The organism is Cronobacter sp. HA18003 (assembly GCF_011605905.1).
Taxonomy (GTDB): Bacteria; Pseudomonadota; Gammaproteobacteria; order Enterobacterales; family Enterobacteriaceae; genus Cronobacter; species Cronobacter sakazakii.
Genome location: NZ_JAANQO010000026.1, coordinates 69,727 through 89,665, shown reverse-complemented (window position 1 = coordinate 89,665; position 19,939 = coordinate 69,727). Strand labels below are relative to the sequence as shown.

Below are 19,939 nucleotides of genomic sequence, written 5' to 3'. Positions count from 1 at the left end.
ACCCGCTGATTTAAAATTTGATCCAGCTCACATGCCGCTTACTCAGACACCCTCAATTTTTACCGTCAGCCGCCTTAACCAGAGCGTGCGTCTGCTGCTTGAGCAGGAGATGGGCCAGGTCTGGATCAGCGGCGAAATCTCCAACTTTACTCAGCCCGCGTCCGGTCACTGGTACTTTACGCTCAAAGACGACACCGCCCAGGTGCGCTGTGCGATGTTTCGCAACAGCAATCGTCGCGTGACGTTCCGCCCGCAGCATGGCCAGCAGGTGCTGGTGCGCGCCAATATTACGCTCTACGAGCCGCGCGGCGACTATCAAATCATCGTCGAAAGCATGCAGCCTGCCGGTGAAGGCTTGCTTCAACAGCGCTATGAACAGCTTAAGCAGCAGCTCGCCGCCGAAGGGTTGTTCGATCCGGCGCTGAAAAAGCCGCTGCCCTCCCCGGCGCGCCAGGTGGGCGTGATTACGTCGAAAACCGGCGCGGCGCTGCACGATGTGCTGAATGTCTTACGCCGTCGCGATCCGTCGTTGCCGGTGGTTATCTACCCGACCGCCGTACAGGGCGACGACGCGCCCGCGCAGATTGTGCGCGCCATTGAGCTTGCCAACCTGCGTGATGAATGCGACGTGTTAATCGTCGGGCGTGGCGGCGGCTCGCTGGAAGATTTGTGGAGCTTTAACGACGAACGCGTCGCGCGGGCGATTTTCGCAAGCCGCATTCCGATCGTCAGCGCGGTCGGCCATGAAACCGACGTCACCATCGCCGATTTCGTGGCGGATCTGCGCGCGCCAACGCCGTCCGCCGCCGCCGAGATAGTCAGCCGCAACCAGCTTGAACTGCTGCGCCAGGTACAGGCCTTGCAGCAGCGTCTGGAAATGGCGATGGACTACTCGCTGGCTAACCGCCAGCAGCGCTTTACGCGCCTGCATCACCGTCTTGAACAGCAGCACCCGCAGCTGCGCCTCGCCCGCCAGCAAACGCTGTTGATGCGCCTGCGCCAGCGTATGGATAACGCGCTGGACAGCCGGATGCGCCATGCAACGCAGCGTCAGACCCGCCTGATGCAACGTCTGAACCAGCAGCAGCCGCTGCCGCGTCTGCATCGCGCCTCGGCGCGCGTTCAGCAGCTGGAGTATCGCCTCGGGCAGATTGTCGCGGCCCGCCTGAGCCACACGCGTGAGCGTTTCGGCAACGCTATTACGCATCTGGAGGCTGTCAGCCCGCTCGCGACGCTGGCACGCGGCTACAGCGTTACCACGGCGCAGGATGGCAACGTGCTGAAGGCGACGAAGCAGGTGCGGCCCGGCGATACGCTCACTACACGGCTTGCCGACGGCTGGGTGGAAAGCGAAGTCCGCCAGATCACGCCCGCCAAAAAAACGCGCAAAAAGAAAACCGGATAAACCTCAGCAGCGCCGGACTGGTCGCGAACTATACTGCAAGTGTTGGTTTTTTCAACGGCACTTGCCGTGTAAGGAGACCCTAATGAACCAGTCACGTTATCCAACCGTTATTCCCCCGTACATCCTGCGCCGCATTATCGATCATGGCTCAGAGCCCCAGCAGCAGAAAGCGCGCCAGACCCTCACCCACGTCCAGACCCTGATGGCGCATCAGCCCAAAGAGACCGCTGCCGCGCACGTCTCCGCCAAAGGCAAGCTGGAGCGCGATATCTATGACGCGCAGAACCGCGAAACGCTGCCAGGCGAGCTTGTGCGCCGCGAAGGCGCGCCATCCAACGGCGACGTCGCCGTGGACGAAGCCTACGACTATCTGGGCGTGACGCACGATTTTTTCTGGAAAGCGTATAAGCGCGATTCGCTCGACAACAAAGGCCTTGTGCTCAACGGTACGGTCCATTACGGGCAGGAATACCAGAACGCCTTCTGGAACGGCCAGCAGATGGTCTTTGGCGACGGCGATGGCGAAATCTTCAATCGCTTTACTATCGCCATTGACGTGGTGGGCCATGAGCTTAGCCACGGCGTGACGGAAACCGAAGCCGGGCTTATCTACTTCGAGCAGGCCGGCGCGCTCAATGAATCGCTTTCTGATGTCTTCGGCTCGCTGGTGAAACAGTATCAGCGCCAGCAGACGGCAGACCAGGCGGACTGGATCATCGGCGAAGGGCTGCTGGCGGAAGGCATCAACGGCAAAGGGCTGCGCTCGATGTCAGAGCCAGGCACCGCATATGACGACCCGCTGCTCGGCAAAGATCCACAGCCCGGCCACATGAAAGATTATGTGAAAACCCGCGAGGATAACGGCGGCGTGCATATTAACTCCGGCATACCGAATCGCGCGTTTTATCTCGCGGCGACAGCCATCGGCGGTTACGCCTGGGAAAAAGCCGGTTATGCGTGGTATGACACGGTTTGTGACCGCTCACTCTCGCAAAATGCGGATTTTGCCAGCTTCGCGAAGCTGACTATCGAGCATGGGCGTAAACGCTCCGGCGACAGCGTGGCGCAGGCAATTGAACAGGCGTGGAAAACCACAGGGGTGTTGTGATGGATTTGCCAGATCTGACGGATGATGCCGTCGTGGAGCTGGCGCGTGAAGGCGGCGTGGCGTATATGCCACGCCTGGCCGGTCAGCGACGCATCGCCGTCGCTGAGTTAAACGCCCAGCAGCGTCAACGGCTTATCGATATTCTGCATCAGGCTCTGCCACAGGCGTTCCCGCCCGGACAGTCCGATTCGCCAGGGCGCGGCGATCAGCGCTACTTCCGCATCCAGATCCTCTGGACGCAGCATGATCAGGCGGGCTACGCCGACATCGTTCTGCTGGTGCCGGAAAACGCCGCGCCGGAAGGGCTGCGTGAACTCTGGAAGCGTGGCGAAGACTGCATCTGCGACTAGTGCGCGTGCAGCGTAAATTCCACGCGTTTACGGGAAATGAGACCGTGGCCGTTACGGCAGAAATAGTCCACCGCACCACACGCTTTCAGCACTTCCAGGGGCTGATGGCACTCCGGGCAGCGCGCCTCGACCTGGTAATCCTGATGACATGCAGAGCAATGCGCGCCGCGCTCGCTTTGTTCAAGCTCGTGCTGACAGTTCGGACAACGTAATTCCACGTGAGACCTCCTTGAAAACACAGCGGGAGTCATGATGACTCCCGCTTCGGTTATTTACTTTTCTTGATGTGCTTAATCAGGCGCTTACGCTTACGCAACTGGTTTGGCGTCAGCGTGTTGCGCTTGTTGGCGAACGGGTTCGCGCCTTCCTTAAACTGAATGCGAATCGGCGTACCCATCACATCCAGCGATTTGCGGAAGTAGTTCATCAGATAGCGTTTGTAGGAATCCGGCAGGTCCTTCACCTGAGTTCCGTGGATCACCACAATCGGCGGGTTATAACCGCCCGCATGCGCATACTTCAGTTTCACGCGGCGGCCACGCACCATCGGCGGCTGATGGTCTTCTTCCGCCATTTTCATAATGCGTGTCAGCAGCGCCGTGCTGACGCGGCGCGTGGAGCTGTCATAGGCTTCGCGTACCGATTCAAACAGGTTACCAACGCCGCTGCCGTGCAGCGCGGAGATGAAGTGTACGCGGGCGAAGTCGATAAAGCCGAGACGGTAATCCAGCGTCTCTTTTACTTCCTCTTTCACTTCCTGGCTCAGGCCGTCCCACTTGTTGACGACGATAACCAGCGAGCGGCCGCTGTTGAGAATAAAGCCCAGCAGCGAGAGATCCTGATCGGAAATGCCTTCACGCGCATCAATAACCAGCAGCACCACGTTGGCATCTTCAATCGCCTGCAGCGTTTTGATAACCGAGAACTTCTCCACCACATCGGTGATTTTGCCGCGCTTACGCACGCCCGCGGTATCGATGAGGACGAATTCGCGTCCGTCACGCTCCATGGGAATGTAGATGCTGTCGCGCGTGGTGCCCGGCATGTCAAAGACCACGACGCGGTCTTCACCAAGAATACGGTTAGTGAGTGTGGACTTACCTACGTTCGGTCGCCCAACGATAGCCAGTTTAATCGGCAGATCCTGAGGGTTGAAATCGTCCTCTTCTTCTTCGACGAGTTCACCGTTCTGCTCGGCTTCAAACTGCGCCCAGTATTCGGCTTCTTCATCCACTTCTTCCGGCGGATCGACATCGTCCATCCACGGCACCAGCACGTGTTCCAGCAGCGAGGTCACGCCACGGCCATGAGAAGCTGCAATCGGATGAATTTCACCCAGGCCAAGCGAATAGAAATCCGAAACCGCCTGATCCGGATCGAGACCGTCGGTTTTATTGGCGACCAGGAAGGTCGGTTTCTGGCGGCTGCGCAGATGTTTAGCGATGGCCTCATCCGCCGGCATCAGGCCAGCACGGGCATCCACCATGAAAAGCACCACGTCGGCTTCTTCAATCGCCAGCAGCGACTGTTCCGCCATGCGGGTTTCCACGCCCTCTTCCGAGCCGTCGATACCGCCGGTATCGATACAGATAAATTCACGTCCTTCTACTTCGGCACGACCATATTTGCGGTCACGCGTCAGCCCCGGGAAATCCGCTACCAGCGCATCCCGGGTGCGGGTTAAACGGTTGAACAACGTGGATTTTCCGACGTTAGGGCGCCCGACCAGCGCGACCACAGGTATCATTCTTAAAGCCTCATTACTGATAAATCATTGTTAAACCCGCAGAAAATCCACGGGCTTCAGAAAACAGGAAACGGCCCCTGCGCTAATCAGGAGCCGTTTTAGCTGTGCTACGCCTGTCTGTTAACGCGAAATCGCGTAAAGCGTACCGTCTTTGGCCTGGATCAGGATTTTATTATCCGCCACGACCGGCTCAGTCTGGAAGCCGGAGCTGTCCACTTTTTGCTGAGCCACAAAACGGCCGTTATCGGTATCCATCCAGTGCAGGTAACCTTCGCTGTCGCCGACCACCAGCGATCCATTATAGAGCACCGGCGCGGTCAGATTACGGTGCAGCAGCTGCGTCTGTGTCCAGAGCGTTACGCCGCCTTCCACGTTCAGCGCCAGCACGTTATCGTTCTGGTCCACCAGGTAGATACGCCCGCCATCGACGATGAAATCATTCACCGAGCCCAGCTCGCGTTTCCACATAATCTGACCGGAGCGCAGATCCAGCGCGGTCAGGTTGCCGTTGTACGCCAGCGCATACACCACGCCATTAACAACAACCGGCGTTGTATCGACGTCGCTCAGACGATCGATTTCGGTCGCACCTGTCGCCTGCGAAATACGCTGCTGCCAGATCATCTGGCCGCGCTGCATCAGCACCGCGCTGACGCGGCCGTTATCACCGCCCACAATGGCTGCGCCAAAGGCGGACGCCGGTGCGGATTCGCCGCGCAGCGAGAGCGACGGCATATCCAGATTGACGGTCCACTTAATCGCGCCGTCGCTTTCGTTCAGCGCCTGCAGCATACCGTTGCTGGTATGGATAAGCACCAGCCCGTCGCTGACTACCGGACGGGAAAGCGCTTCGCCCGCCACTTTGGTCTGCCAGGCGATAGAGCCGTCAGACGTGTTCAGCGCATATACCTGCGCTTTTTCGCTGCCCACGTAAACGTGCGCGCCGACGGCAGTCAGGCCGCCTGAGAGCAGTGCCGGACGGTTACGGGAGAAGAAGCCGGTTTTCTCAGAGAGATCGATGCTCCAGATTTCTTTACCGTCCTGCGAATTCACGGCTTTCACCGTGCCGCGACGGTCAGCCGCGTAGACGTTGCCATCAAGAAACGCCGGGTGCAGGTTGGAATAAAAATCGCCAATCCCGCTTCCCACGGAGGTATCCCACGCGACTTGCGGCGAGAACTGGTTTTCGACAGTCGGCAGCGGCGACATTTTCACTACGTCTTCTTCACCGCTAAACAGTGAGCAACCGCTTAACAGCGTGACGGAAAGCATCGCTGGCAGAACTAATTTACGCAATTGCATCGGGTCCCTCTCAGATGGACAAGTTATTGATTTTCATCTGCATCATATCGCCAAGCGCCGGAGAATTTTTATCATCCGCCCCTTTGCTCCAGGCATCACGCGCGCCCTGCTTATCGCCTTTGCTCAGCAGCGCATCGCCACGCAGATCGGCCACCATCGCCGACCAGTTTTCGCCTTTGACGCTTTCCAGGGTTTTCAGCGCGGCATCCGCCTGTTTCTGCTGGATCTGAATGCGCGCCAGGCGCAGATTAATCAGCGAGCGCAGATTCTCGTCCTTCGTGTTCTCAAGGCCCTTCTGTAACTGCTGCGCGGCGTTGGTGAGATCGTTTTTATCCACATAACGCTGCGCCAGTTCCAGCGCGGCCAGCGCACCGTAGGTGTTTTGATTCTGAGCGACGAACTGCTGCGCCGCGCTCAGGGTTTTCGGATCGTCAGCGCGCACATCGGTCATTACATTCTGATAATGCAGCGAGGCTTCGCGGGCGGAATCGACCTGCGACCCGTTCCAGAAACGCCAGCCGACGAGCGCGCCAATCCCTAATACCACACCCACCGCCAGCGCTTTGCCATTTTCAGCAAAGAAACGCTTTACCGCGTCGAGCTGCTCGTTTTCGTTCTCGTAAATTTCCACGCAGTCCTTCTCCTTAACGATATGTCGCCGGGAAATCAGCCCAGCAGCGTCTGCAGATGCGCGGCCAGCTCGCTTTGTGCAAGCGCCTGCTGCTCACCTGAGCGCAAATCTTTCACCACAACCTGACGGTTGGCGACTTCGTCCTCGCCCAGAACCAGCGCGATGCGCGCGCCCCATTTGTCCGCGCGCGCGAACTGTTTCTTGAAGTTGCCGCCGCCATAGTTGGTCATCAGCTTGCAGCCCGGCAGCGCGTCGCGAACCCGCTCGGCCAGTTGCATTGCCGCCGACTGCGCGCCGTTGCCGGACGCAATCAGGTATATATCGACAACAGGATCCGCCGTAAATTCCGGATTAACCGCCTGAACGAGTAAAACGAGGCGCTCAAGGCCCATCGCGAAGCCCACTGCCGGGGTCGCGCGGCCGCCTAACTGCTCAACCAGACCGTCGTAACGACCGCCCGCGCACACCGTACCCTGCGAGCCGAGGCTCGTGGTCACCCACTCAAACACGGTGCGGTTATAGTAGTCGAGGCCGCGCACGAGGCGCTGGTTAACGGTGTAAGCGATACCGGCATCGTCAAGGAACGCGCACAGGCCCGCGAAATGTTCGCGGGACTCTTCATCCAGATAATCGCCCAGCATCGGCGCGTCGTTTAACAGCGCCTGGACGTCCGGGTTTTTGGAATCGAGCACGCGCAGCGGGTTCGAATACATGCGGCGTTTGCAGTCTTCATCGAGCTTATCGACGTGCTGCTCAAGGAAGGCAATCAGCGCATCGCGGTAGTTAGCGCGCGCGTCCAGCGAGCCGATGGAGTTCAGCTCCAGCGACACGTGCTCAGCGATGCCCAGCGCTCGCCACCAGCGGGCCGTCAGCATAATGAGTTCAGCGTCGATATCCGGGCCCTGCAGGCCAAACACTTCTGCACCTAACTGATGGAACTGACGATAGCGGCCTTTCTGCGGACGTTCGTGACGGAACATCGGGCCGATGTACCACAAGCGCTGTTCCTGATTGTACAGCAGACCATGTTCGATGCCGGCGCGCACGCAGCCCGCGGTGCCTTCAGGACGCAGGGTCAGGCTGTCGCCGTTGCGGTCCTCAAAGGTATACATCTCTTTTTCAACCACGTCGGTCACTTCACCGATAGCGCGTTTGAACAACGGGGTCTGCTCTACAATCGGCAAACGGATTTCGCTGTAACCGTAGCTGCCGAGCACCTGCTTGAGTGTGCCTTCAATGCGCTGCCAGATGGCGGTATCGCCCGGCAGGTAATCGTTCATGCCGCGGATGGCTTGAATGTTTTTTGCCACGTTTATTCTCTTTTTCTATACAAAAAATGAACCCGAAACAGACCGCTCCGGTGTGGCTGGGGCGGTTCGCGGGTTCAATCATACACGGGAAGCACGCCGCTTCCCACGTTTGCGTTATTTTTCCAGCTGCTGCACGCTGATACGACGGCTCTCGTCGAGCATCGAGGCCTTGGCGCGAATGCGCGCTTCGAGTTGCGTAATCATGTCGTCGTTATCGAGGCGGTCTTTGCGCACGCCTTCTTCATAGAAGCCGCTTTTCTTGTTGCCGCCGGTGACGCCAAGTGTGGAGACCAGCGCTTCACCCGGACCATTCACCACGCAGCCGATGATAGAAACGTCCATCGGCGTAATGATATCTTCCAGGCGCTGCTCCAGCGCGTTCACCGTGCCGATAACATCGAACTCCTGGCGGGAACAGGTCGGGCAGGCGATAAAGTTAATGCCGCGCGAGCGAATACGCAGGGATTTCAGAATGTCGAAACCGACTTTGATCTCTTCCACTGGATCGGCCGCGAGCGAAACACGCAATGTATCGCCGATCCCTTCAGAGAGCAGCAGCCCAAGACCGATCGCGGATTTCACCGCGCCAGCACGGGCCCCGCCCGCCTCGGTGATCCCAAGATGCAGCGGCTGATCGATCTGTTTCGCCAGCAGGCGATAAGACTCGACCGCCAGGAAAACGTCAGAGGCTTTCACGCTCACTTTAAACTGATCGAAGTTCAGCCTGTCGAGATGATCGACATGGCGCATGGCGGATTCCAGCAGCGCCTGCGGCGTCGGCTCGCCATACTTTTCCTGAAGATCTTTTTCAAGCGATCCGGCGTTCACGCCGATGCGGATCGGAATGTTTTTATCGCGCGCGCAATCCACGACGGTACGAATGCGCTCTTCATTGCCGATATTGCCGGGGTTGATGCGCAGGCAGTCGACACCGTATTCCGCCACTTTAAGCGCGATGCGGTAGTCGAAGTGAATATCTGCGACCAGCGGCACACTGACCTGCTGCTTGATGAGACGAAACGCCTCGGCGGCATCCATCGTTGGCACCGAGACGCGAACGATATCCGCGCCCACGCGCTCCAGCGCTTTGATTTGGTTTACCGTCGCCTCGACATCCGTCGTGCGGGTATTGGTCATCGACTGCACGGCGATGGGTGCGCCATCGCCGATGGGGACGTTACCGACGTATATCCGTTTCGATTTTCTACGCTGAATGGGCGCTTCATTATGCATGACAAATCTCCCTCATTGCCCGTCTGTTACTGCGTTACTGATTGTTCGGCATTGAGGGTCAGACGTGCAACCTGGTTAGTTCTGATAAAACGGCTCAAATCGACCGGTTTGCCCTGGTACTGAATCTGCACTGCCGACGGCGCGCCGATTTTAAGGCGGTACGGCGCCTGACCGGACAGATTCAGATTAGTATCTTTACGTTGCAGACCGCTGAATAATTTCTTACCGGTCGCGTCAGTCACTTCAAGCCAGCAATCGGCGGTGAAATTCATCACCAGCGCGTTGGCGTCCGCCGCAGGCGCAGTGGAAGCCTGGCCTACCGGCAGCTGGCTTTGTGCCGGCTGCGTCGTATTCTGCTGCGCCGCGGTGTCGGTGTTCGCCTGGCTCGGCGGCACCACCACTGGCTGCTGGCTCGCCGTATTTGACGACGGCACCGGCGTCGGCTGCGGGTTGTTAGACGCGGTGTTCTGCGTATCGCCAGACGGCAGATCGGCAGGCGGCGTCGCCTGATCCTGCGACGCGTCAGCGGTGTTATCGGTATTCAGAGGAACGGATTGCGGGCTGTTGGCCGCGTTCTGGCTCAGCTCAGCGCTGGACTGATCCGCCATGGTGCTGATTTCTTCCTGCTGCGCTTTGTGGTTTTGCCACCACCACGCGCCTGTCAGGCCGACCACCACAAAAAGCACAAGCCAGGTGAAACTCATTAGCCAGCCGTCACGTTTTTTACGGCTTTTGCCAAGCGCGTAGGTTTGCATCGGCGCGACCTGAGCGGTTCTCACCGGCGCCTGTTTGGCGAGCATCGGCAGCAGTTCTTCTTCCGGAACGTGCACCAGACGCGCATAAGAACGGATATAACCGCGCAGGAACGTGGAAGCCAAATCGGCAGGCGCTTTGTCCTCTTCGATGTCGCGAACCGTCGATACCTTCAGGCATAAACGTTCCGCCACAACCTGTTGGCTGAGTCCCAGTTGTTCACGGGCCAGGCGCAGACGCTCACCCGTGGTGTGTGGTGCATTTTCTTCGTGAGTGGCTTCAGTATTCATTAGCTACAACTGCTGGTACTGTTTTCATTAGGAACCTGGCACCGGCAGGAATAAGACAACGTTTCGCTGCCCTGTCTGCCCATACCGCGAAATCATTCTCATCGAACACGCACATAACGCGTATCCGTTACCCGTTTCCGTATTTTAACGCCTCAGACGACATAACGCCGCAGGCGATAATCAGAAACGTTAGTTAACCATAGCCAGCTTTTTATCCGGTGTCTGTTAAGTAACGCCAGATAAGCCAGAAAGCCCCAGCTAACATGTTGTTGCGACGCTACATACTGCCTCAAAGCACAGAGAAACGCACCGTAATTATTTACCATGCACGCTTCTTTACGCAGCAATCGCTGCGCCTGTGCGGAAAGTGGTCACGCGATAGCCTGTTCGCGTGACCTTACCGGCTTTTGGCTCGCTGTCAGACCGCCTTAACGGCAATCGGCTCACCCTGCATACGCTTGCGCATAGTGCGTTTGGTACGATCGATAACATCGCCCGCCAGCTGCCCGCAGGCCGCGTCGATATCATCACCGCGCGTTTTACGCACGATCGTGGTGAAACCGTAGCTCATCAGCACTTTAGAGAAGCGATCGATACGGCTGTTAGAGCTGCGGCCATACGGCGCGCCCGGGAAGGGGTTCCACGGAATCAAGTTGATTTTGCACGGCGTATCTTTCAGCAGTTCCGCCAGCTGATGCGCATGCTCGGTGCCGTCGTTCACGTGATCCAGCATCACGTATTCGATGGTCACGCGGCCCTGATTGGCGTTGGATTTGCCGATATAACGACGCACGGCAGCGAGGAACGTCTCGATGTTGTACTTTTTGTTGATAGGCACAATTTCATCGCGAATTTCATCGTTCGGCGCATGCAGGGAGATAGCCAGTGCAACGTCAATCATATCGCCAAGCTTATCCAGCGCCGGCACAACGCCGGAGGTAGAGAGCGTAACGCGGCGTTTAGACAGCCCAAAGCCAAAATCATCGAGCATGATTTCCATCGCCGGAACGACGTTGGTCAGGTTCAGCAGCGGCTCGCCCATGCCCATCATCACCACGTTGGTGATAGGGCGCTGGCCGGTCACTTTCGCCGCGCCAATGATTTTTGCCGCGCGCCACACCTGGCCGATAATTTCAGACACGCGCAGGTTACGGTTAAAGCCCTGCTGCGCCGTTGAACAGAATTTGCACTCCAGCGCGCAGCCCACCTGGGAGGAAACGCACAGCGTGGCGCGGTCATCTTCAGGAATATAGACCGTCTCGACGCGCTGATCGCCGACCGCAATCGCCCACTTAATGGTGCCGTCAGAAGAGCGCTGCTCTTCGACCACTTCCGGCGCCCGGATTTCCGCCACTTCCTTGAGCTTACCGCGCAGCACTTTGTTGATGTCGGTCATCTCATCGAAATCATCACAGCAGTAGTGATACATCCATTTCATCACCTGATCGGCGCGAAACGGCTTTTCACCCAGCGTTTTGAAGAACTCGCGCATCGCCTGGCGGTTCAGATCGAGGAGGTTAATTTTTTCAGATTTAATAGCAGGCGCCGCTGAGGCATCCTCAGGCGTGACAATGTGTTCAGACATATTCGATCCTGGCCTCGTTGTTACACGTTACGGCCTCTGGAGGGTTGATAAAAAAGAAACGCCCCGGTCAGAGCAGGCTCATCCGGGGCGCAGCATTGTACAAATTCTATGGCAGTGACGCCACGGCTTAAAGCGACATCATGAAAATAAAATGTAAATGTCTCTTTGCCGTTTCGCTTATTAGCGAGTGCGCGGGCAGATTTCGCCTTCGCCGAAGAAGTAGGCGATTTCGCGGTTAGCCGATTCAACGGAATCGGAACCATGGGTGCCGTTTTCGGTGAAGCTGTCTGCGTAGTCAGCGCGCAGGGTACCTGCCAGCGCGTTTGCCGGGTTGGTCGCGCCCAGCAGGTCACGGTGACGCTGTACCGCGTTTTCGCTTTCCAGTACGGAAACTACGATCGGGCCAGAGGTCATGAATTCCACCAGACCGTCAAAGAACGGCTTGCCTTCGTGCTCGGCATAAAAACCGCGCGCCTGCTCAACGGTCAGGTGCAGCATTTTGGTACCGATGATTTTGAAGCCTGCGGATTCAAAACGCGCGAAAATGCTGCCGATAACGTTTTTAGCGACTGCGTTCGGTTTGATGATGGAAAAAGTACGCTCGATTGCCATGATTACCTCTGTAAGTTGTTCTGTTTGCCCGACAGGCAAGTTTAGAATTGGCGGCGATTATAATGAGCATCGAAAGCCTTGCCTACCTTCGGGGATAACATTTTTTTAAAATAATATGAGCTTCGGCAACACTTCATGCCAAAAGCGTGCTTTTCAGGTGTCTTAACTCATTCCACCCGAAATTGCGCGGCCGCGATCTGCCCTACTTCATCCATCAGCAAGACCTGATAATCCCCGCTTTTATCAAAGATCAGCGTCACGCTGTCGCCTTCTTTATCAAGCGGTTCGCCGTTTAAAAACCACCAGTGGCGTCCGCCACCGCCCTGACTGCGCAGCGGCAGCGACAACGCGGCTTGCCCCGGCAGTCGTTTCAGCACAGCCCCTTCGCTTACGCCGGTGAGCAGCAGCGGCACCTGATCCTGCTGATGAACTGGCGGACACTGCGCTGAAACCGGCGGCAGGCGGGCGGCCCGCCGCTCGGCGGGCGGCAGCCACGGTTCAAGCGGCAGCGGCCAGAGCAACAGGCGGCTTTCGGAAACATGCGGGCAATCCGCTGCCACCCGCTCGCCCTTCGCATTCAGCCACAGCGGGAACTGAATGCCCTGGCTCCCTTCCTGCCCTTCGGCAAGCAGCGTTGGCGGTTCGCTGTTATCAAGAAGCCACGTCGATAACCGGCGGCGGCAGTTGCTGTCTCCCGCCGGTAAGTGCTGCCCGCCCGGCCAGCAGATGGTACCTGCCGACACGGAAGCCGGGCGCGGATCGACAGGCTGTCTCGCCTGCTGCACCACCGAGGCGGCCCCCGCCTGTAACAGATTATTGACCTGATTCAGCACCGGCACGGCGCTTGCGAAACCAAACTGTCCGGCGACCGGCGTCGCATCCGGGCGTCCGGTCCAGACGCCAATCAGATAGCGCGACGTCACGCCGACAGCCCAGGCGTCACGGTAGCCGTAGCTGGTGCCGGTTTTCCAGGCGAGCGGCACCACCTGCGGCAGTGAACCGTCCGGCAGCGGCTGCGCCTCGTTCGCAAGGATGCGGCGGATAATCCATGCCGCGCCCGGCGACATCAGCGGACGCTCCACCAGCGGATCGCCTTTGACCACGCGCAGGCGCGCCGCCTGCCCGTGACGGGCGAAAGCGCTGTAGGCCGCCACAATCTCATCAAGTCTTGCGCCCGCGCCGCCCAGGATCACCGCGAGGCTTGGCTGCGCCGTCGGCGGAAAACGCAGCGCCAGCCCGACATTACGCAGCTTCGCCGTAAAGCGCTTCGGCCCGTAGGCTTCCAGCACCTGAACGGCGGGCAGGTTCAGCGAACGCACCAGCGCCTCGCTCATGCTCACCGGCCCGTTAAAACCGCTGTCGAAATTGCCGGGCCGGTAATCCCCGAAGCGACGCGGCACATCCTGTAACAGCGACGCCGGATGAATAAGCCCCTCATCCAGCGCCAGCCCGTAGACAAACGGTTTTAACACCGAACCGGGTGAACGAATCGCCGTCACCATATCGACATGACCAAAGCGGGCATCATCGTTAATATCCGCCGAACCGACCCAGCCGCGCACTTCCATGGTGGTGTGATCGACCACCAGGATAGCCAGCGATGTCCGCGCCGGGAGGCGGCCTTTCCAGTTCAGCGCGAGATCTTCAAGCTGACGCTGTAAAGCGGCGTCAAGCGTAGTGGTGATTTTAGTGTCGCGACGCTGCGTCACCAGCCGCCGTGAGAGCAGCGGCGCCAGCTGCGGCATCTGGCGCGGAGCCAGCCAGACCGGTTCTTCCAGCGACTCGCGTACCTGTTTTTCACTCCAGACGCCCTGCGTCGCCATGCGGCGCAACACTTTGTCGCGCGCTGCCTGTGCGCGATCCGGCCAGCGGTCGGGCCTGAGCCTGCTCGGCGCCTGCGGGAGTACCGCCAGCAGCGCGGCGTCGGAATAGCTTAGTCCTGATGGCGGCTTGCCGAGATACACCCAGCTGGCGGCGCCAATTCCCTGCAACGTCCCGCCAAACGGCGCGCGGTTCAGGTAGAGCGTGAGTATCTCGGCTTTGGAGAGATGCCATTCAAGCTGCATCGCCCGCCATACCTGGCGCAGCTTGCCACCAAAGGTACGCGGATGTGGGTCCAGCAGGCGCGCCACCTGCATGGTAAGCGTACTGCCACCGGAGACAACCGAGCCGGAGCGCAGATCCTGCCAGGCCGCGCGCGCGATAGCGAGCGGGTTAATACCGGGGTGACGCCAGAACCAGCGGTCTTCGTAGTTCAGCAGCGCCTCAAGGTAACGCGGCGAGACATCGTTAATGGTGACCGGGTAGCGCCAGATGCCGTTTTTGTCGGCGAAGCGCCACAGCGGCGTGCCGTCCTGGGCCACGACCACGCGCGCGGGCTGCACTTCATACAACGGCAGCGGCCAGCACTTATCGGCAAGCCACAGCGCAGCGCACAATAAAAGCGGCGCCGCCGCCAGAATTATCCAGCGGCGGCGCCTTTTACACAGGCTTTTAATCACAGCTCACCTGTCAGGGGTTAATGGTCAGCGCAGGGATGGTCGCACCGGTCGAACGCCATTGTGGCACATACATCGACTCCACCTGCGGCGCGGGCACTTTATAGGTGCCCGGCGTCACGGCGCGCGCCATGTAGACCAGCGTGGCGTTAACGCCTTCGTTCACCGGCAGCGCCGCGACGAAGCGGTCGTTACGAAACTCCATATGCTGAATATCCATCTGCTGCATCCGGTTGATGAGATCGCTCGCCTCACCCGCGCTACTCAGACTGGCGCTGGCGTTCGCCAGGTTCTGGTTCTCAAGCTCCAGCCCGGCCGGGAGAAGATCGACCACCAGCGCGTCAGGCACCGTTTTGCTGGCTGAAACTTCAAGCCACACCAGCACCAGCTCGCCGCTCTTGAGATTTGAGAGCGAAATCGACTCGCCTTTGCTGTTGAGGTAGTGACGCTCAATATGCAACACGTTGCTTGACGGCTGCGGCGCAACGTCCGGGTACCCCTGGCTGTCAAGACGCAGCCAGAGCGGGGTCTGGGCCGTGTTAGTCACCTGCAATGCGCCAAGCTGATCGGCGTTAAGCGCTACGCTCTGCGCTTTGTCGCCGCTCATGAACTGGCCTTGCAGCGTGGTTTGCGCCTGCCAGTTCCCCGGCTGGTTTACCAGATTGCGGCCTGCCAGGAACAGCGCGTTGCTTTCCTGGGTGGAGAGCCAGCGCTTGCCATACGCTTCATCAGAGAGCGCGTTAAGCAGCGAGCTCTGCGTGTCAGCCTGCAGGTTATATTCCTGCAGCAGGCTCAGCTTGAGCGCATCGTCACGCAGATCGCTGCCGTAGTCGCCAATCCAGACGTCGTTATGCGGCCGCTCGGTTTTAAGGCCCAGATCCAGCGCGGCCTTACTGCGCGGCGCGTCACCCATCAGTTTCAGTGCCACACCAAGCTGCACCAGCGGCAGACCGCTGCCCGCTTGCGCGCGATGCTCCCAGAGGTCGCGCAGCGCGCCGAGCGGCGCTTTCTGCTGACGAGCCAACACCAGGCCCGCATAGGCCTGCACCGCAAAGCGCGAGGCCGCGTTATTTTCGCTGTAGCGCAGCGCGATGGTGGCCGGATCCTGGAGATAACGCAGCAGGCGCGCGTTAGCTTTATTTAAAGCATCAGCCGGCACGCTGTAGCCCTGTTCGCCCGCGCGTACCAGGAAATCGGTCACATAGGCCGTCGCCCAGTACTCTTCCGGGCTTTCTTTATCCCACAGCCCAAAACCGCCCTCTTCACGCTGCATCTCCAGCAGGCGGGCAATGCCGATATCCACCGCCGCGCGGCGCTGTTCATCGGTGTCGCCTTTGATGCCGAGCGCTTTGAGCTGGGCGGCATTGGTGTAGAGCGACGGGAACAAGCCGCTGGTAGTCTGCTCAAGGCAGCCGTACGGATACGCGCGCAACTCTTCAATGTAGCGGGCGATGTTCAGCGGCGGACGACCGCTTAACAGCAATCGGCCTTCCAGCGTGGAGGCGTTAAGCCCCTGCAGATGCGTGGCCGGTACGGTCCAGATTTCACCTGCGCGCAGCATCGCACCGCTGTTGATAGTCTGTGCCGGATACGCCGGACGCACGCCAATTTTCCACTCGCGGTTAATCGGCGCGAAACGCTCGCCCGGCAGTGAAAGCCCGGTGATCTGCGCCTGTACCGCGCCATCGCCAAACCCGTTGCTGGCAGCGACCGGCACGTACAGCGTTGTGCGCCCGCCCGCTTTCAGGTTCACCTGCTGGCTCGACTGCGCATCAAGGCGCACGAGCCCGCTGGCGCTAAAGGTGACGTTAAGCTGCTGCGGCTGTTCGGTCAGGTTCGTGACATCCAGCGCCAGGCGCGAGGTATCACCACCCGCGAGGAAGCGCGGCGTACTCATCTCGGCAATCACCGGTGCTGCCACAATCACTTTGCTTTCGCCGCTGCCGAAGCGGTCGTCGCTCCAGGCCTGCGCCATCACGCGCAGTTCACCGTTAAAGTCGCCGACAGGCAGCGTAATTGTGCCTTCACCCTGGTCGTTCAACTGCACCGGCACCGCCTGTTCAGCGATGATAGTGACATGGTTGACCGGCGGTTTGCCGCCGCGGTTCAGCTCATCGCCGTCGCCACCAAAGCGCAGTGCCGCCAGACGGCCCTGTCCTTCAATGACCTGGCCGTAGATATCATAGATATCCGCGCCATAGCGTTTCTTACCAAAGAAGCCGCGCCACGGATCCGGCGTGACGTAGTCGGTGATGTTAAGCACGCCGCTGTCCACGGCCGAAACCAGCACGTTGATCTGCTTCGGCAGCTCGCCGTTTTTCACGCTGGCTTTCACTTTCACCGACAGCGTGCTGTCCGGGCGCATCTTCGCGGGGGTTTCCAGCGACAAATTCAGGCGACGGTTTTCATCGCCCATCGGCAGATGCAGCAGGCCGACCGCGCGTTTTTGCGTCGCGGAGCGGGATTTATCGCCAGGGCGCACCACCAGCGTGCTGAGATAGAGATCGTGACGCTTCCAGGCTTTATCCACCGGAATGTCCAGATCGAGGCCTTTCTCCGGCACGTCGATCTCTTGCCACCACAGCGGGCCTTCAGAGGATTCCACCATCGCATAGCCTTTGCCTGCGGCTGGCGCGGCGATATGCAGCTTGATGGTGTCGCCTGGCTGATAGAACGGCTTATCAATTTTCAGCGTCACACGGTCCGGGCGCGGCGCGCTGGCACCGTCGTTGTTATCCTGCCAGCTGTAACCCGCCCAGAAGCGCACACTGCTGACGAGATCGTCAGGCGAGACGACTTCCAGGCGATAGGAACCCCACTCCACCGGGAAGCTGACTTTGCCGGTTTCACCCGCCGCCAGATCGATAGTCTGCTCGGCTTCCACCAGATCTTTCTGATCGAACTGCGACAGCCAGCCTTCAGAATCTGACCAGTTCCAGTAATAGTCGCGGCGCTCGCGCACCAGGCGCACTTTGAGGCCTTTGACCGCGACTTTTTCACCCTGCGCGTTGGCATAGACGATATCGAAACCGGCATTGCCGTTTTCATCGACCATCGGCTGACTGACGGTATCGTCGGTACGGTAGTCGTAAACCGCTTTTTCACCAAACTGCGGGCGAATGCCCACCAGCGCGTCGGCAGGCCAGATGGCCTGTTCAACGCGGCGCGTCACCGGGCGACCGCCCGATTCCAGCAGGCTCGCCTGCAAAATCAGACGCAGCGGCGAGCGCACATCCTGCCACTGGCTTTCAGCAGCGACCTGCGCGACACCCGCGTCGTCAAGATTAAGCTGCACTTCATCCAGGCTGCGGGAGAGGTTTTCTTCCGCGATATTGCCGAACTGGAAGCCCGGCAGTTGCGCCACCGCGTCACGCAGCGGACGCAGATAGAGCTGCCCCTGCAGGCTGTTGCCCGCGGCAGGTGCGCCGTAGAGGTAATGACCTTCAATACCGAAATTAACGGTATCAGAAGGTGCCAGCGGCGTTTTCTGCACGTTGAGGTTGAGCGCCATCCGCTCCGGCATAAAGTCTTCTACATGGAAGAGCCAGTTACGGTTCTGGTTGTCGCCGGTATTGGCGCGGATCACCCATTGGCCGGTGGCGGCCTGAGCATCCAGTTTCCAGGTCAGTTGATAAAGCCCGTTATTCGGCTCCACCACCTGCGTGCGCGCCACCTGGCCATCCGGGCGCACCACTTCAAATTTCACCGGCTGCGCCGTCAGCGGCTTGCCGTCGCTGTCGCGCAGCAGGCCATTAACGATCACCGTCTCACCCGGGCGGTAAAGATCGCGCGGGCCAAACATAAAGAACTGTTTGCTGTAGCCGCGATCGCCATCGATATCAAACTCGGCGAGATCCAGCGCCGGCAGGTTGAGATCGAGCATCGTGGTCTGCTCGCCCATACGGGCCAGCACCAGCGCCGCCTCTTTCGGGTTTTCCAGACGCACGTGACCGGTGCTGTCGCTGGTCGCTTGCGCCAGCGTCTGCCCTTTGTCATTCAGCAGACGGACTTCCACGCCGCTTTGCGCCGCGCCGTTCTCCAGGCTCTGGGTGAAGATATCCATGCGGTCGTGGTAGCGGTGCAGCGAAAGACCGACATCGCTCAGCGTAAAGAGCGTCGCGGCGTTGCTGTAGTTGTAGTGCCCCGCCTGGTTCATTACCGCCAGATAGACGCCCGGCTGTTGCAGCGGCTTGATGTCGCTTAACGGCAGCAGCAGTTTTTCGCGCGTATTGCGGGCCGGGTTGAGATCAAAACGCCCGGTGTAGACCAGATCCGCCATTTTCAGCAGCTGGTCTGATTCCCAGTTGCTGAGTGAATTACGGTATTCCCACTGGCTCACCATCGCCGCCAGCGATTCCGGCTTCACGCGATAGAAGTTAACATCGACGCTTGCGATATTGAGCGCCATCACCGGTAGCCCCTGCACGACTTTGGTCGGCAAAAGCGAGCCACGGCTCGCGAACCCGACGCTCGGCGCGATATCGCGCGTGGTCAGGGTTTTCTCATACGCTATGCCGAAAGTGGCTTTATTCAGCGCCAGCAGTTCGCGATCGACGCTCAGCACCAGTTCACGGTTCGGCTCAAGATGGCGCAGGCGAAGCTCTTTTAAATTCGGCGCCAGCTCCCACGCGCCGTCCACCTTGCCGTCTTTCTTATCAACAAGATGCACCACGCGGCCGAAATCCTGGTTGGGATCGAGCGGCACCGAGAAGGTAAGCACCAGCGTACTGGCACCATCAAGCTGAACCTCGGAGGCGTCCAGTAATTTGAGTGGTTTTCCGGCGCTTTGCTGCGCCAGTTTTTGCAGGTCAGCCGCCTGGGGCTTTGCCTGGGGCGCCGGAGCGCTACTCTGGGCCGCAGGCGCGGTGGAATCGGCGGAAGCACTCTCCTTGTCGTCGCACCCGCCGAGAGTGAAAGACGCCAGTAACGCTGTCGCGATGACAGCCAGACGCAATGATTTCATAGTTTTCCCTGGCCGTAGTGGCCGTCGGTTGCCGGTAACGGCGGCTATTATGCTTAAAAGCTGTGACAAAAAAAAACCACCAAAAATAAATAGCGGAAGATGCTTTGCAAATTCCTTGCAACGGCCTGCAAAACGCTAACTTTCTCTCCACT

Annotated in this window: 14 protein-coding genes; 3 read left to right on the top strand and 11 right to left on the bottom strand. The window is 59.2% G+C overall.

What is annotated here, in order from left to right; all coding sequences use genetic code 11:
• Window positions 1-31: 31 nt before the first annotated feature.
• From xseA to G6041_RS18925, 3 genes are all read left to right on the top strand, one after another.
• Complete coding sequence (gene xseA, locus G6041_RS18935) at window positions 32-1,405, top strand: exodeoxyribonuclease VII large subunit (protein WP_012124055.1); 1,374 nt, start codon at window positions 32-34, stop codon at window positions 1,403-1,405.
• A gap of 82 nt (window positions 1,406-1,487) precedes the next feature.
• Window positions 1,488-2,513: a M4 family metallopeptidase gene (locus tag G6041_RS18930; RefSeq protein WP_054628479.1), complete on the top strand. Its 1,026-nt coding sequence runs from the start codon at window positions 1,488-1,490 to the stop codon at window positions 2,511-2,513.
• Window positions 2,513-2,863, top strand: coding sequence for a protealysin inhibitor emfourin (locus G6041_RS18925; RefSeq protein ID WP_004386982.1), 351 nt, complete (start codon window positions 2,513-2,515; stop codon window positions 2,861-2,863). The genes G6041_RS18930 and G6041_RS18925 overlap by 1 nt, the downstream gene beginning before the upstream one ends.
• Here the strand turns inward: G6041_RS18925 and G6041_RS18920 are convergent.
• From G6041_RS18920 to G6041_RS18870, 11 genes are all read right to left on the bottom strand, one after another.
• On the bottom strand, window positions 2,860-3,114 hold the full coding sequence (locus G6041_RS18920) for a zinc ribbon domain-containing protein (RefSeq protein WP_012124053.1): 255 nt from the start codon (window positions 3,112-3,114) through the stop codon (window positions 2,860-2,862). The two genes, G6041_RS18925 and G6041_RS18920, sit on opposite strands and share 4 nt — an antisense overlap.
• A gap of 17 nt (window positions 3,115-3,131) precedes the next feature.
• Complete coding sequence (der, locus tag G6041_RS18915) at window positions 3,132-4,610, bottom strand: ribosome biogenesis GTPase Der (RefSeq protein ID WP_004386980.1); 1,479 nt, start codon at window positions 4,608-4,610, stop codon at window positions 3,132-3,134.
• A 120-nt stretch (window positions 4,611-4,730) separates the two neighbouring features.
• The gene (gene bamB / locus G6041_RS18910) at window positions 4,731-5,912 is read right to left on the bottom strand and encodes an outer membrane protein assembly factor BamB (protein WP_007869979.1); all 1,182 of its coding nucleotides are present in this window, start codon (window positions 5,910-5,912) and stop codon (window positions 4,731-4,733) included.
• 10 nt (window positions 5,913-5,922) lie between these two features.
• Window positions 5,923-6,543, bottom strand: coding sequence for a YfgM family protein (locus G6041_RS18905; RefSeq protein ID WP_004386978.1), 621 nt, complete (start codon window positions 6,541-6,543; stop codon window positions 5,923-5,925).
• Window positions 6,544-6,578: 35 nt separating this feature from the next.
• Window positions 6,579-7,853 carry a histidine--tRNA ligase gene (gene hisS / locus G6041_RS18900; RefSeq protein ID WP_041460413.1) on the bottom strand — a complete coding sequence of 425 codons (1,275 nt, stop codon included), beginning with the start codon at window positions 7,851-7,853 and terminating at the stop codon, window positions 6,579-6,581.
• Between the two features lie 114 nt (window positions 7,854-7,967).
• Entirely contained in the window at window positions 7,968-9,086 is a 1,119-nt protein-coding gene (gene ispG / locus G6041_RS18895; protein ID WP_004386976.1) for a flavodoxin-dependent (E)-4-hydroxy-3-methylbut-2-enyl-diphosphate synthase, read from the bottom strand.
• Window positions 9,087-9,112: 26 nt separating this feature from the next.
• Window positions 9,113-10,129, bottom strand: coding sequence for a cytoskeleton protein RodZ (gene rodZ / locus G6041_RS18890; RefSeq protein ID WP_012124051.1), 1,017 nt, complete (start codon window positions 10,127-10,129; stop codon window positions 9,113-9,115).
• 418 nt (window positions 10,130-10,547) lie between these two features.
• On the bottom strand, window positions 10,548-11,714 hold the full coding sequence (locus G6041_RS18885) for a bifunctional tRNA (adenosine(37)-C2)-methyltransferase TrmG/ribosomal RNA large subunit methyltransferase RlmN (protein WP_004386974.1): 1,167 nt from the start codon (window positions 11,712-11,714) through the stop codon (window positions 10,548-10,550).
• A 180-nt stretch (window positions 11,715-11,894) separates the two neighbouring features.
• The gene (gene ndk / locus G6041_RS18880; RefSeq protein ID WP_004386973.1) at window positions 11,895-12,326 is read right to left on the bottom strand and encodes a nucleoside-diphosphate kinase; all 432 of its coding nucleotides are present in this window, start codon (window positions 12,324-12,326) and stop codon (window positions 11,895-11,897) included.
• A gap of 167 nt (window positions 12,327-12,493) precedes the next feature.
• Entirely contained in the window at window positions 12,494-14,827 is a 2,334-nt protein-coding gene (gene pbpC / locus G6041_RS18875) for a peptidoglycan glycosyltransferase PbpC (RefSeq protein WP_012124047.1), read from the bottom strand.
• 10 nt (window positions 14,828-14,837) lie between these two features.
• Window positions 14,838-19,787 carry an alpha-2-macroglobulin family protein gene (locus G6041_RS18870; protein ID WP_054628478.1) on the bottom strand — a complete coding sequence of 1,650 codons (4,950 nt, stop codon included), beginning with the start codon at window positions 19,785-19,787 and terminating at the stop codon, window positions 14,838-14,840.
• Between the last annotated feature and the right edge of the window lie 152 nt (window positions 19,788-19,939).

Coding starts and splice junctions, on each gene's coding strand:
- xseA (WP_012124055.1), top strand. CDS start 32: ATGCCGCTTACTCAGACACCCTCAATTTTTACCGTCAGCCGCCTTAAC.
- G6041_RS18930 (WP_054628479.1), top strand. CDS start 1,488: ATGAACCAGTCACGTTATCCAACCGTTATTCCCCCGTACATCCTGCGC.
- G6041_RS18925 (WP_004386982.1), top strand. CDS start 2,513: ATGGATTTGCCAGATCTGACGGATGATGCCGTCGTGGAGCTGGCGCGT.
- G6041_RS18920 (WP_012124053.1), bottom strand. CDS start 3,114: ATGACTCCCGCTGTGTTTTCAAGGAGGTCTCACGTGGAATTACGTTGT.
- der (WP_004386980.1), bottom strand. CDS start 4,610: ATGATACCTGTGGTCGCGCTGGTCGGGCGCCCTAACGTCGGAAAATCC.
- bamB (WP_007869979.1), bottom strand. CDS start 5,912: ATGCAATTGCGTAAATTAGTTCTGCCAGCGATGCTTTCCGTCACGCTG.
- ispG (WP_004386976.1), bottom strand. CDS start 9,086: ATGCATAATGAAGCGCCCATTCAGCGTAGAAAATCGAAACGGATATAC.
- rodZ (WP_012124051.1), bottom strand. CDS start 10,129: ATGAATACTGAAGCCACTCACGAAGAAAATGCACCACACACCACGGGT.
- G6041_RS18885 (WP_004386974.1), bottom strand. CDS start 11,714: ATGTCTGAACACATTGTCACGCCTGAGGATGCCTCAGCGGCGCCTGCT.
- ndk (WP_004386973.1), bottom strand. CDS start 12,326: ATGGCAATCGAGCGTACTTTTTCCATCATCAAACCGAACGCAGTCGCT.
- G6041_RS18870 (WP_054628478.1), bottom strand. CDS start 19,787: ATGAAATCATTGCGTCTGGCTGTCATCGCGACAGCGTTACTGGCGTCT.